Origin of the sequence: Sharpea porci, assembly GCF_009695655.1 — a bacterium.
Taxonomy (GTDB): domain Bacteria; phylum Bacillota_I; class Bacilli_A; order Erysipelotrichales; family Coprobacillaceae; genus Sharpea; species Sharpea porci.
The window spans coordinates 39,780-53,398 of record NZ_VUNM01000007.1; the positions used below are offsets into that span (position 1 = coordinate 39,780).

At 35.7% G+C, this 13,619-nt stretch carries 13 protein-coding genes; 11 read left to right on the forward strand and 2 right to left on the reverse strand.

What is annotated here, in order from left to right:
• Window positions 1-7: 7 nt before the first annotated feature.
• Entirely contained in the window at window positions 8-658 is a 651-nt protein-coding gene (locus tag FYJ79_RS04735) for a putative periplasmic lipoprotein (protein ID WP_154514971.1), read from the reverse strand.
• Window positions 659-942: 284 nt separating this feature from the next.
• On the opposite strand from FYJ79_RS04735, the gene FYJ79_RS04740 reads away from it, so the two are divergent.
• The 6 genes from FYJ79_RS04740 to FYJ79_RS04765 are packed head-to-tail and all read left to right on the forward strand — an operon-like array spanning window position 943 to window position 7,476.
• Complete coding sequence (locus FYJ79_RS04740) at window positions 943-1,629, forward strand: N-acetylmannosamine-6-phosphate 2-epimerase (RefSeq protein ID WP_154514974.1); 687 nt, start codon at window positions 943-945, stop codon at window positions 1,627-1,629.
• 1 nt (window position 1,630) lies between these two features.
• Window positions 1,631-2,923: a PTS sugar transporter subunit IIC gene (locus FYJ79_RS04745; protein WP_154514976.1), complete on the forward strand. Its 1,293-nt coding sequence runs from the start codon at window positions 1,631-1,633 to the stop codon at window positions 2,921-2,923.
• Window positions 2,913-3,674, forward strand: a complete 762-nt coding sequence (locus FYJ79_RS04750; RefSeq protein WP_154514978.1) for an HAD-IIB family hydrolase — start codon at window positions 2,913-2,915, stop codon at window positions 3,672-3,674. Before FYJ79_RS04745 ends, FYJ79_RS04750 begins: the two co-directional genes overlap by 11 nt.
• Before the next feature lies 1 nt (window position 3,675).
• On the forward strand, window positions 3,676-5,163 hold the full coding sequence (locus FYJ79_RS04755; RefSeq protein ID WP_154514980.1) for a DUF4127 family protein: 1,488 nt from the start codon (window positions 3,676-3,678) through the stop codon (window positions 5,161-5,163).
• Window positions 5,164-5,212: 49 nt separating this feature from the next.
• Window positions 5,213-6,037, forward strand: coding sequence for a MurR/RpiR family transcriptional regulator (locus FYJ79_RS04760; RefSeq protein WP_154514982.1), 825 nt, complete (start codon window positions 5,213-5,215; stop codon window positions 6,035-6,037).
• Between the two features lie 5 nt (window positions 6,038-6,042).
• Window positions 6,043-7,476 (forward strand): sialate O-acetylesterase, encoded by a 1,434-nt coding sequence (locus FYJ79_RS04765; RefSeq protein WP_154514984.1) that lies wholly within the window; start codon window positions 6,043-6,045, stop codon window positions 7,474-7,476.
• A gap of 381 nt (window positions 7,477-7,857) precedes the next feature.
• On the opposite strand, the gene FYJ79_RS04770 is transcribed toward FYJ79_RS04765, so the two are convergent.
• On the reverse strand, window positions 7,858-8,250 hold the full coding sequence (locus FYJ79_RS04770) for a hypothetical protein (RefSeq protein ID WP_195837019.1): 393 nt from the start codon (window positions 8,248-8,250) through the stop codon (window positions 7,858-7,860).
• 433 nt (window positions 8,251-8,683) lie between these two features.
• Between FYJ79_RS04770 and FYJ79_RS04775 the strand changes: the two genes are divergently transcribed.
• The 5 genes from FYJ79_RS04775 to FYJ79_RS04795 all read left to right on the forward strand — a co-directional run bounded on the left by FYJ79_RS04775 (window position 8,684) and on the right by FYJ79_RS04795 (window position 13,583).
• Window positions 8,684-9,088 (forward strand): very short patch repair endonuclease, encoded by a 405-nt coding sequence (locus FYJ79_RS04775; protein ID WP_154514989.1) that lies wholly within the window; start codon window positions 8,684-8,686, stop codon window positions 9,086-9,088.
• A gap of 159 nt (window positions 9,089-9,247) precedes the next feature.
• Window positions 9,248-10,084, forward strand: coding sequence for a MurR/RpiR family transcriptional regulator (locus tag FYJ79_RS04780; protein WP_154514991.1), 837 nt, complete (start codon window positions 9,248-9,250; stop codon window positions 10,082-10,084).
• Window positions 10,085-10,238: 154 nt separating this feature from the next.
• Complete coding sequence (gene murQ, locus FYJ79_RS04785) at window positions 10,239-11,138, forward strand: N-acetylmuramic acid 6-phosphate etherase (RefSeq protein ID WP_154514993.1); 900 nt, start codon at window positions 10,239-10,241, stop codon at window positions 11,136-11,138.
• 11 nt (window positions 11,139-11,149) lie between these two features.
• Window positions 11,150-12,580, forward strand: coding sequence for a PTS transporter subunit EIIC (locus FYJ79_RS04790; protein ID WP_154514995.1), 1,431 nt, complete (start codon window positions 11,150-11,152; stop codon window positions 12,578-12,580).
• Window positions 12,561-13,583 (forward strand): MupG family TIM beta-alpha barrel fold protein, encoded by a 1,023-nt coding sequence (locus FYJ79_RS04795; RefSeq protein ID WP_229771332.1) that lies wholly within the window; start codon window positions 12,561-12,563, stop codon window positions 13,581-13,583. The genes FYJ79_RS04790 and FYJ79_RS04795 overlap by 20 nt, the downstream gene beginning before the upstream one ends.
• The last annotated feature ends 36 nt before the right edge of the window (window positions 13,584-13,619 follow it).

The window sequence follows — 13,619 nt, forward strand, 5'->3', positions numbered from 1 at the left end:
GCACTTGCTAAGCCTTTTCTACATTCTTGACTTGTCCATAAAATGATAGAGCATCATATTCAAAATGACTATCCATTATTGTAGTGAAAGCTTTCGTCTCATCTGCCTTAAGAGCACCAACATCAACCTTAGAAACAAAAACAACCTTCTTGTTCTTCTTAAATATCAATACAACCTCTACATTATTGGCATGATAACGACTCTTATTCGTAATGGTACCATGATAATAGTTATGATCCTCATCATCATTCACACGACTTTTCACATTCACATCAAACGAATCACGCTTAATCACTCGTTTCAAATCACTCAAAGCAGTCCATTTCTTTGTCTTGACCTCAAAGTCAACATGATCAGGTTTCTTCGCACATTTCAAGCTATCACCAAAATAGGTATGATCATTAGGTAAAACATAGCTTGCATAATGTGTTGCTGAAGCAATGATTTGGCCTTTTTCATCCTTGGCATAGACTTTGATCGCAGGCTTCATACTAACAGCATTCTCACTATTATTCTTGAGCACAACACCATAACGCAATATGCCATCATAGTAGCTTGCGCCATGTTCTCCTATTTTCAACTCTTGGGTGTCAAGTGAACCTGTTTGACTACAACCTACTAATATCAATGATAAAATCAAACATAGAAACTTCTTCATAAAAAGGCCTCCTCTCTCTTTTTATTGTAAAAAGGACACTAAAGCAAAGCAATAAAAATAACGCGTTTGGTATCATTATTCATACTTATCAATCAATCAAACATGCAAGAACCAAGGTTATATGATCTTGGTTTTTTAATGTGATTTGGTGAAACTACTTTCGTTGATGTGTTTGAAAATAATAGGTATATGCATGTTTTTTGAAAGTACAATCTCAACGCTTTGGATTTGTTGAGAATTAGAAATGGGTTGTTTATGATGAATCTAACGAAAGGAGAAATGATATGGTCGAAAGTATTAAGGGACATTTGATTGTATCTTGCCAGGCATTACCTGATGAGCCCCTTCACTCATCATTTATTATGTCGAGAATGGCTAAAGCTGCATTGGAGGGTGGAGCGAAAGGTATTCGGGCAAATACAGTTGAAGACATTACGGAAATTAAGAAAACGGTTGATCTTCCTATTATTGGTATCATTAAAAAGGACTATGACGATAGTGCTGTTTATATTACACCAACAATGGATGAAGTTGATGCGTTAGTGGCATGTGGTGTAGATATTATCGCTATGGATGCCACAATAGCGAAAAGGCCTGGTGAAAGAGAACTGGATGATTTCTTTCAGGAAGTCAGAAAGAAATATCCTGATCAGTTATTTATGTCTGACTGCTCTACTGTTGAAGAAGCTGTTCATGCTGATCAGTTAGGATTTGATTTTATTGGTACAACACTAGTAGGTTATACACCACAAAGTCAGAACATGCACATTGAAGCAGATGACTTTAAGATTATAAGAGATATTCTTGCCCAGGTTGTTCATCCGGTGATAGCCGAAGGGAATATCGACACCCCACAAAAGGCAAAAAGAGTGCTCGAACTAGGGGCTTATAGTGTTGTTGTGGGATCAATTATTACACGTCCACAAGTTATCACAAGAAGATTTACAAAAGTAATTGAGGGAGGAAAATAGTATGGATGCTTTTATGGATAAACTCGCTAATAAGATGTTACCATTCGCGCAAAAGCTTTCTGAAAATAGATATCTTGGTGCAATCAGAGATGCCTTTGTGACAATTATGCCTATTATTATTGGCTGTTCTTTATTTACGTTATTGAATTGTGTATTCCTTGGTAAAGGTCACTATTTCGATCAATGGTTTGGTCAACCATTTAACGGTGTAGTGGAAATGGGGAGTGCAATTTCATCAGCTGGTATGAGTGTGATGGCATTATTAATTGTATTCTTAGTTGCGAAGAACTTAGCTGAACGCTATAAAATGGATGGCAGTATGGCTGCTACAAGTGCTGTTGTGGATTTCTTGATTGTGACAAAATTCCTTTCTACAGCGAAATTAGGGGAATTCATTCAGACTTATTATTTAGGTGCAGCTGGTTTATTTACAGCATTTATTTGTGCAATTGCGACAGTGGAGATTATTCGTAAACTGATGAATGTTAAGGCATTAGTGATTAAAATGCCAGATAGTGTACCAAGCGGTATTGCTAGAAGCTTTAACAGCATGATTCCTGTGATTCTTACAATGTTGATCTTTGGTATTATTCGTTTAATCACAAATGCGATTGGTATGCCACTTAATGATATTATCTTTAAAGGCTTACAGCAGCCATTAAGTGCTATTGTGACATCACCAGTAGGATTAATCGTTATTTATATCTTCTATATGCTTTTATGGGGATTTGGTATTCATTCGGCTTATATTATTGGCACACCAATTCTTGAACCTATCTATCTTGCAAACTTAACAGCTAATGCTGCATTAATTTCAAAAGGTGCTGCTGCCACAAATATTCTGACAAAGCCATTTACTGACGGCACGATGTTTATGGGTGGTGCTGGTAATATGTTGGCTTTAGTCATTGCCATCTTCATTGTATCAAAGCGTAGTGATTATCGAGATATTGCGAAATTAGGCTTTGTGCCAGCACTCTTTAATATCTCTGAACCTATTATGTTTGGTTTACCAGTAGTCATGAACCCAATCTTAATTATTCCTATGATTCTTGTGACTTTAGCTGGTTTACTGATTGGCTATATTTCTACTATTGTAGGTTTGATGGGTTATACTTATGTATTAGTGCCTTGGACAACACCACCAGTGATTGGCTTATTCCTCTCTTCAGGAGCTAATGTTGGTGCTGCTTTGACAGGTGTGATTATTCTTGTTGTCTCAGTTATTATTTATATGCCTTTTGTGAAAGTTATGGATAAGGCTTTAGAAGCAGAGGCAACAAATGAAGAATAATGTTGTTGTTTTTGATTTAGATGGGACTTTGTTGGACTGTGATAATCATATTATTGGTGGAACTGAGACTTTAGCACTTCTACAAAAACTACAAGCCAATAATTATCGTCTAGCTATTTGTACAGGTCGTCTTGATCATGATATTGTTGCCATCAACAATCTTTATGACTTAAATATCAATGAGCGTATCTCACAAAATGGTGCTGTCTTCTACCAAGGTGATCATCTTGAAGCGACATTATTGGACAAACATTCAGCATTAGCCTTAAATCAACTACTCAAAAACTATCCCAATGTTCGTGTCGAAATGAATACAATTTCTAATCGTTACTGGCATAGTGATCGTGACCCTGATTTCCCTAAAGAATTCTATGATTCTTCGATTATTACACAACAAGATTATGGTGATATTATTCCCTTTCAACCGGTTGTCTTATTCTTGATTGTTGGTCAGATGGAAGATTTAAAAGCAATTCAAAAAGAAATCATTGGTCGTTATGAAAATGTTGATGCCATCATGACATCAGCGACTTCATTAGAAGTTGTGCCACAAGGCATCTCAAAAGGTAAGGCGTTAGAAAGGATGTATCCTGAGGCATGTGTTTATGCGATTGGAGATTCGGAAAGTGATACATCCATGGCCCAATATGCCAAGCAATTCTATTATGCTGGTGAGGGCTTTGATGACGGCATGAAAGTCAACACGATTACCGAAGCATTAGAAGATATTGTGAAGAAAGCTGGGATATAACATGAAAACACTCTTTTTACCATTGGATGAACGCCCTTGTAATGCTGACTTCCCAAGAATGTTGGCGAATACCAACCAACAGTTGACATTATTGATGCCTGAAAGCAAGATTCTTGCCCATAAACGTAAAGCAGCAGATTTTGAAGGCATCAAGGCGTATCTTTTAGAACATTGCCAGGAAGCTGATAATGCCGTAATTTCTCTCGATATGCTTCTTTATGGTGGGTTAATTCCTTCACGTTTGCATCATCTTGATATTGTGGAATTAGAGAATAGGCTTGATGTTATTTCAATGCTTAAGATTCACAACCCCCAATTAAAAATCTATGCCTTTCAATGTATTATGCGTTGTCCGCAATATAATTCATCTGAGGAAGAACCTGATTATTATGAAGATTATGGTTATGCGCTTTTTAGAAAGTCTTATTTAGAAGATAAAGAAGTTCGCGATACTCTTACAAAGCAAGAACAGGATGAGCTACATAGCATTCATATTCCACAAGAATATGAAAAAGACTATGAGAGTCGTCGTCATACCAATGTTCAAATGAATGCGAAAACACTGGAGCTGTTAGAAAAGCATATGATTGATTTTCTTGTCATTCCCCAGGATGATTCCTCACCCTATGGATATACAGCGATGGATCAAAAAAAGATTCTTGCCCAAGTCAAAGAAAAGCATCTTGAGTATCGTTGCATGGTCTATCCTGGTGCTGATGAAGTTGGTATGTCATTGTTGACAAGAGCCTACAATACATTCTATAACCGCCAGTTATCTATATATCCTCTCTATGCTTCCATTCTTGGCCCAACCATTATTCCACGCTATGAAGATCGGCCAATGTATGAAAGCTTGAAATCCCATATTCAAGTCACGGGCGCAAAAATGGCACATAGTATTGAAGATGCAGATGCTATTCTGGCTATTAATTGCCCAGGAAAATATATGCAGGAATCTTTTGATGATGTAAAAGATATTACTTATACGTCCTATCGTAATCTCATGTCTTTTGCCTTGATGATCGATGATTTTATTAAAAAGGGATATAAAGTAGGTCTATGTGACAGTGCTTATTCTAATGGTGGAGATATCGACTTGATTACTTATCTTGATTACTTTGATATCTTAGACAAACTTTATGCCTATGCTGGATGGAATACGAATTGTAATACGCTAGGTACTGTGCTTTCCCAAATGCAATTAGCAGAAGATATTCCCCTCAACAATAACATCTATCGTTATATCGAAGATGTTTTCTATCAAGCTGATGTACGTAAGTATGTTGTTGAGCATGATTTAAAAGAACTTGGGCTGAGTTATTATGATTTCAAGGATCAGCAGGATGTTGTTGAAGAACGCATTAGTCACTATCTCCTAGAACACTATAACCGCCTCAAGTTATCTCAACACTATCCCATCCAACAACTCAAAGTAAGTATGCCTTGGAAGAGAATGTTTGAAATTGGTATGAAGGTGACGATGAAGTAAATTTCCATCATATTATGTATTGTGTTATGATACATTTAGGTGATGAAATATGAGTAAATTTCTTAAAAGCATTACAACAACAATAGAAGAACATTATGATGAACTGACACAAGTAGAGAAGAGAATTGCGGATTATTTTATCAATAATATGTCACAAGATGATTATTCTTCTAAGAATGTGGCATCACAAATCTATGTATCAGAAGCTTCATTGTCCCGTTTTGCGAAAAAGTTAGGCTTTAAAGGCTATCGTGAATTTGTCTTTGCCTATACGAATCAGATTAATGAAAATAAGCGTTTAGATTGTTTAACAGAATTTACGATTCATCAATATGAAACCATTCTAGAGAAAGCCTATGCCATTATTGATAATCACCAAATGGTTAAAATAGCCAAATGGCTAGATGGCTACCAAAGAGTCTTTATCTATGGTGTAGGTTCTTCTTCTTTAGCTGCACAAGAATTCTATTCCCGTTTTAGACGTATTGGCCTTGATGTTGATGCCCAGACAAGCCCCAATGACATCGCCCTCAATATCTCAAGAGTCACCAAACAAAGCTTAGTGATTGGTATTTCTATTTCAGGTATTACGGAAGAAGTTGTCAATGGCTTAAAAGCGGCTCATCAAAAGGGCGCTAAGACGATATTGTTGACGGGGAAGAGAAGTGCTTATTTTGAAGCCTTTATTGATGAAATTGTACGTTTGGCTTATATTCCTAATATGAATGTGTCCAATATCATCTCACCACAATTACCAGCTCTTATTATGATTGATATTATTTATACGCATTACTTGAATTATAATCGCGAAGGTAAGATTGAAAAACTCAATGAAACCTTAAAACAAATCAATTATCCTTTAGAAAAGTCGTGATCTATATGCATATTAATTGGCCATTTACTAGTCATATGGTCTTACAAAGAAATCAAACAATACATTTTAGTGGTTGTTCCAACAATAACTATGTCAAAATACAGGTTGATGAAGATATTTATGAAACAAATGTGGTGAATAAGAAGTGGAGTGTTGATTTGTATTTTGATGAAGTTGGAGGTCCTTTTTCTATTCGTGTTATGGATGAAGAAGAGACGGTTGTTCTTGATGATTTATATGTTGGTGATGTCTTCTTAGCGGGAGGACAATCCAATATGGAATTTAAAGTCAAAGAAGGCCTTCCTTCAGCATTTGAATGTAAGGGGAATGTGCGTTATCTGCATGTCCCTCGATATGTCTATGAGAAAGAAGGAAAGCTTTATCCAGAAGAGGAAAGAAAGAACTGGCAGGTCCTTGATGATCAAAGCTATCTTGAATTATCAGCAGTTGCCTATTATTTCTGTCAGCATCTTCCTAGCGATATCCCTATTGGTATCATCGATCTCAATAAGGGTGGAACTTCAGCCTCATGTTGGCTAAGCGAAGATGTGCTAAAAAGTGATCCTGTACTTAAAAAGACCTATATTGATGGTTATTATGAAGATGTCCATACAACATTAGAAGAACAATATCAAGCCACATGTAACTACAATCAAAAACTCAACACCTATCTTTCCATGTTCAACAACTTTAAACAACAACATCCAGAAATGACAGTTGCGCAGATGAAAGATCAAGTTGGACATACACCATGGCCACCAGCCAAAGGACATTTTGATTTTAGAAGACCATCAGGTCTCTATGAGTATATGTTGAAGAGTGTTTTCAACTATCCAATAAGTGCTGTGCTTTGGTATCAAGGTGAAGAAGATTCCCTTAAACCTCAGCATTATGAACATTTAATGGAAGCCATGATTAATTGTTGGAGAAAGGTTTATGGTAGAGAATTGCCATTCTTTATTCTTCAATTACCAGAATATGATGGCATGAATATATGGCATTTTGGCTCTATTCGGATTATCCAGTGGCAGTTATCACAGAATGAAGATCATGTTTACCTAGTACCATTATTGGGATGTGGTGAGAAAGATAATGTTCATCCTGTTGATAAAAGTGTTGCAGGGTATCGCCTAGCTGAAAGTGTTAAACATGAGTATTATCATAAATCCGGGTCAGTTTTTCCTAAGTTAGAAAGTTATGACTATGATGGTCATACACTTACTATAACTTTTGATCAGTCATTAAAAGATACAACACTTCAAGTCAATGCAAAAACATTAAAAGGAACGATAAAAGTAGACCTGACAGCAAGAAAAAAGCAATTGATTTGTACTCAGGATGACTTAGTATCAATTGCTTATGGTGATGAAGATTACTTTACTGAGTACTTCGTTGGTATAAATGGTATACCTATTTCACCTTTTATGATTACAATTTAAGATATATTAACTGTGAGATGATTCATCTCACAGTATTTTTATGGGCGCTTTAAGAAATCGTGGGGTCTTAGCTGACAAAATTTAAATTCGTTTTAAAAAACTGTGGGGTCAGTATGCACCTGATACATATGATTCCACAGTTTTTGTCCGTCCCATTAGTTTTAGATTGTTGTTTAGTATCTTCTTAGCATAATTCTTTATTGTCTATAATTTCATTCCCCTTCATCTAAGAGACGGACCTCATTATTATGCATAATTTAAAAGGATCATGAAATATATGTTCATGCCCCTGCGATATTTTATAGCCTCATATCTAAATGACCCCACAATTATTTAAAGGGCTACTATGACCCCATGATTATTTAATATACCTGCATTTTTTTATTTCCGTGATTTGAATAATCTATCGGCTTTTCTATCATTTCCATAGTAACGCTCTTGTTCAAGCTTGTGTTCCTTATAATTCCTGGTGACAGAATTAGCTGTTCCAGTAGTTGGTAAACTATGCACATTCGCAACAATGCTAACACTATCCACTTTACCAACGGTGCTTGAACTGGCAGCATTATAGTCTTTTCTATTTACAAGGTAAGGAATGCTACCGCCATTATAATCGCTATTATACCCCTTCATGATTCTTACTTTTTTTCCATCTTTATTTCTCTTCATTGTATAAAAATCATATTGATAAATCGGTATTCTGGTTTTTATAGCTGCTTCAAAGACATTATCTGTAGCAGGTCCATATACTATAATACCTGATGGATGCAGCACATCAACGACTATTGTAACCCGTTCTATAATTTAACTACATATCCCTGTAGATTATTTAAAATCGGAATAAAATTGCTATCGTTGCAATAGAATGAGATCCCTAATATTTCTGTAACAATTACATCTTGTCTTCTATCCCACTAGAATAATTCTTTTGGTGGTTCTTTAGGAAGCATCCATTCTTCGATGATAGGATATCCATCTGGCTTTGTTTTTTTGGCATTTTTTGTTAATTTTGCTTGAAATACATCCCTATGTCATGATTGATGCACAACATATTGCTGAATTAGTATCTTGTGAAACTTATGAAGAGTTTTTCAATAAACTGAGAAGTATGATATAAATGAAAGCATCTGTTTTATGAACGGATGCTTTTTGTTTGGTTACAGTTCAAAGACATTATTTGTTATAATGGAAACAGGTGGGTGATGGTATGGATGAGAAGCGTTCAAACAATATGAAAGCTATTAAAGGCAAAGATACGTCTTTAGAACTTAAAGTACGCAAATATCTCTATCATCATGGTTTTCGTTATCGCAAGAATGTGAGAGGATTACCCGGTACACCTGATATTGTTATCGATAAATATCATGTATGTATCTTTGTCAATGGCTGTTTCTGGCATCATCACTATCATTGCAAGCTAGCGACTGTGCCTAAAAGTCATCATTGCTATTGGGTTAAGAAGATTGAGCGTAATATGACTAATGACGCTAAGAACTACCACCTTCTTGAACAAATGGATTATCGTGTTCTAACTGTTTGGGAATGTGAAATCAAGGATGCTTTTGAAGCAACAATGAACAATCTTATAGAAGAAATCAAAGATATTGACTAAGGTTGATATCTTTTTTGTGTTATAAGTAGTATTTCATTAATTAGTCACTTATTTGCTTAAAAGGCCAAAAAAATTGAGGTCTACGTGTATAAAATATAAAATATGAAATTGCATTACATAAAATATTTGAAATATAATAAGGTGTAGGAGGATGGAGTCATGAGCGTTAATGATAGAATACATGCATCTTATAATGAATTGACTGAAAGTGAGAAAAGGATTGCAAAATACTTTTTAAAGCATGGTGATGAAATGATTTCCTATTCATCAAAACAAATGGCAGAACTATGTCATACAAGTGCACCAACGATTGTCCGTTTTGCGAGAACACTTGGCTATAAAGGTCTTGCAGACTTAAAGGTGGATCTCATTGTTCATAAGAAGAATGAGGTTCCTGATTTAACAAAAGAGCTAGAACAGGATGAACATCCTATAGATTTAATTAAAGCGGTGTATTCACACCGATTAGGAAATCTCAAGCGTACTGAAGAAATGGTTGATCCACAAGTTGTCAATGAGACGGTTGATGTAATAGAAAAGGCTCAAAATATCTATCTTTTTGGGATAGGTGCAAGTGGGAATGTATGTTTTGACCTCTATCAGAAACTCAATCGAATAGGCTATCATGCCGTTTATACACCTGATACACATGTGCAGATTGCTTCGCTTGCAGGCGTTAAGAAAGATGATGCAGTTATTGCGATTAGTTATTCGGGTGAAACAGAATCAGTTTTAGAAAGTGCCCGTGTTGCTAAGGAGTTGGGAGCGCAGGTAATAGGAATATCGCGATTAGGCAATACTTCGCTAAGAAGTATAAGTGACTATAACTTCTTTATTCCCTATGAAGAAAATATGCTACGTGTTGGTGCTATTGCGAGTAGGGATTCATCACTACTTATCACTGACATACTCTATCTAACACTCTTTTCTAGAAATCTAGAAAAGAACAAGAAAACACTTCAAAAAACACGGGAGTGGGCAGGAAATATCAAATAATATTATTTGAAGCTAGGGAAACCTGGCTTTTATTATGTTTCTATATGAAATAATATTACAAAATAAAATAAAATATATTGAAATATAATTACATTGAGATATAATAAATATATCGATGAAAGTGCTTTCTGTGAATAAGTAAAGGAGGAATATAATGCTAGATGAAAACATAACGTATCTTGATACAGAGCAGAGAAACCAGAACACAAAGAATATTGATCAGTTAAGTACATTAGAAGTATTAGAAAAAATTAATGCTGAAGATGCAACCGTACCATTAGCTATTAAAAAGGTATTACCTGCAATTGAAAAGATCGTTAACTTAGCTTATGCATCTATTAAAGAGGGTGGCAGAGTTATTTATATTGGAGCTGGCACATCAGGAAGATTAGGTATTCTTGATGCGAGTGAATGTCCACCAACATATGGTGTTTCACCTGAAATGTTTCAAGGTCTTATGGCCGGGGGAAAAGACGCTATATTTAAGGCAAAAGAAGGTGCTGAGGATTCTTTGACATTAGCACAAAAGGATCTTGAGGAGATACATTTAAATAAGAATGACTTGGTTGTTGGTATTGCTGCTAGTGGAAGAACACCTTACGTGATTGGAGCTTTACAATATGCCAAGAAAGTTGGTGCTTCTACAGCAAGTATAGCTTGCAGTTCAAATGCCAGAATTTCTCAATATGCTGATGCACCAGTTGAAGTGATCACCGGAGCTGAAGTCATCTGTGGCTCAACACGCATGAAAGCTGGAACTGCACAGAAATTAGTATTGAACATGATTTCCACAACAACAATGATTAAGCTTGGTAAAGTTTATCAAAACTATATGGTTGATGTTCAACCAACAAATGAAAAGCTCAAATCAAGATCAACACATATGATTCAAGAGATTACAGGTGTCAGTGATGAAAAAGCACAAGCACTCTATAAAGAGAGTCATGCACATGTCAAAGTTGCGATTGTTATGGCATTATGCCATGTCAATCTAGAAACTGCAAATAAATTGTTAGAAGAAAATGAAAAGATTTCGGATATTTTAAACAAGTGAGGAGGATTGCTATGAAATATGAAGATTATGCAAAAAATGTTTTAAATCTCGTTGGTGGAAAAGATAATGTTATTTCTAATGTGACATGTATGACACGTTTGCGTTTAAGAGTTAAAGATGCAAGTAAGATTGATGTTGATGCTATTCGTAAATCAGAAGGTGTTCTTGGTATCGTAGAAAAAGATAATGGGATTCAAGTTGTCTTTGGTCCAGGTAAGGTTGATGAAGTTGGTCGTGCATTTTCTAATTTGACAGGTATACCATTAGGTAGTGTTAGCGAAGATGAAGACGACGTAAGAGAACTCGCAAAAGAGAATAAAAAAGAAAACAAAGCAAAGCACTCAGGTCCAGTACAACATTTCTTGGAACACATTGCGAATATCTTTGTGCCATTACTTCCTGGTATTATTGCTGCCGGCCTTATTAATGGATTATCAAATGTTATTAATGTTGCTAGTAACAATGCCTATCAATGGGATTGGTGGTATCAGGCAATACGTACTATGGGTTGGGGTCTATTCACATTCCTGCCAATCTATGTAGGCTTTAATGCAGCTAAGGAATTCAAAGGAACACCTATCTTAGGTGGTATTATAGGTGCAATGTCTATTGCCATTCCTTCAATGCCATTATTACTTGCTGACAAAACACATTCAGTACTCCTTCCATTTACTGGTAAAGCTTTCAATCCAGGTACTGGAGGATTACTTGCAGCATTAATGATGGGTATTATTGTGGCTTATATTGAAAGAGCTGTTAATAAATATATGCCAAACTTATTCAAATCATTCTTTACACCATTATTGACATTGATTATTAGTGCATTCTTATCAGTTCTTATTATTCAGCCATTAGGTGAAGTACTCACAAACGGTATCTATTATATCATGAACTTCATGTATACAAGTTTAGGTGTAGTAGGTGGTTATGTTTTATCTGCTGGTTTCTTACCAATCGTATCAGTTGGTTTACATCAGGCATTAACACCAATTCATGTTATGCTTAATGATCCAAATGGTCCTACTCAGGGTATTAATTACTTATTACCAATCTTAATGATGGCTGGTGGAGGCCAGGTAGGTGCAGGCTTTGCATTATACTTAAAGACAAAGAATAAACGTTTAAAACAGCTTACACGTGACTCATTACCAATTGGTATTCTTGGTGTTGGTGAACCATTAATGTATGCTGTAACATTACCTTTAGGCCGTCCATTCGTAACAGCTTGTTTAGGTGCAGGTTTAGGTGGTATTCTTTCTGTTGTATTCCATCTAGGTGCTGTCACTCAGGGAGTTTCAGGATTGTTTGGAGCGTTAATTGTAGTGCCAGGAACACAGCTTCAATATATTATTGCCATGGTTGCAGCTTATATTGGCGGATTTGTACTGACTTGGTTCTTTGGCGTAGATGAAAGTCGAATTGATGAAGTATATGGTGAATAGTGTTGAATTAGGGCATTCCTTCTATCATCTTGAGAACTTGAATCAGTTTGAAGAGTTCTTGAATGAATATAAGCCACAAGTCTTGTTTACATCATTTCAAATCAAGGAAATCCCACTAACACTTGATCAAATGTGTGAAGCTTTGAGATTAGCTAAAAAGTATCATACAAATCTTATTGCTGATGCAGGAAGAGAAACATTAACAGAAGAAAATGTAGAAAGACTGCATCAAGCTGGATTAAAGTATTTAAGAATGGATGAATTCTTTGATGAAGAACAACTTGCATTACTCCTAAGATATTTCAATCCTGTTATCAATGCCTCGACATATACTTTAGAAGAGCACAAGCTATTATCATCATACGTATCTTGTAAGTCCATTCTCGCTCTTCATAACTACTATCCAAAAAGATATACAGGATTATCACTAGAACATTATAACAAGATCAATACTTTTCTAAGATCCCTCGGTATTAAAATAGGCGCATTTATTCCTGGAGATCTTAATCGAAGAGAACCATTGTGTGAAGGATTACCAACAATAGAAAACCATCGCACCTTAACACCATTAGAAGGCTTTGTTGAACTGCAGAATACTGATGTTGATATGATTATTGTAGGTGACAGTGGTCTTACACCACTTTCAAATGAACAAGTACAAAAAGCCAATCAAGGTATTCTCGTATTAAGTGGAGATGTACCAGAAGCACTGTTAGATCATACATACAATGATCGTGTAGATTACAGTGATATGCTTTATCGTGTACAGGGCACAAGAGGAATGCCTCATATTTCTTCGAAATCCATCCAACATGGTTCCCATTTAGAAAAGGGAGGCATCTATCAAAGCAATGAACAATTCTTACGTTACTGTGGTGAAATTGATATTGCGAAGATGGATCTGCCTGCTGATACACGTTTTAATAAAATAGGTCAAATAAAAGAACAAGAAACATTAAAGTATGCCTCAAAGTACAAACTCCAATTTACTATTTCCCAATAGCAATCTTAAATTTGACCAATGCACCCTTATATAAGG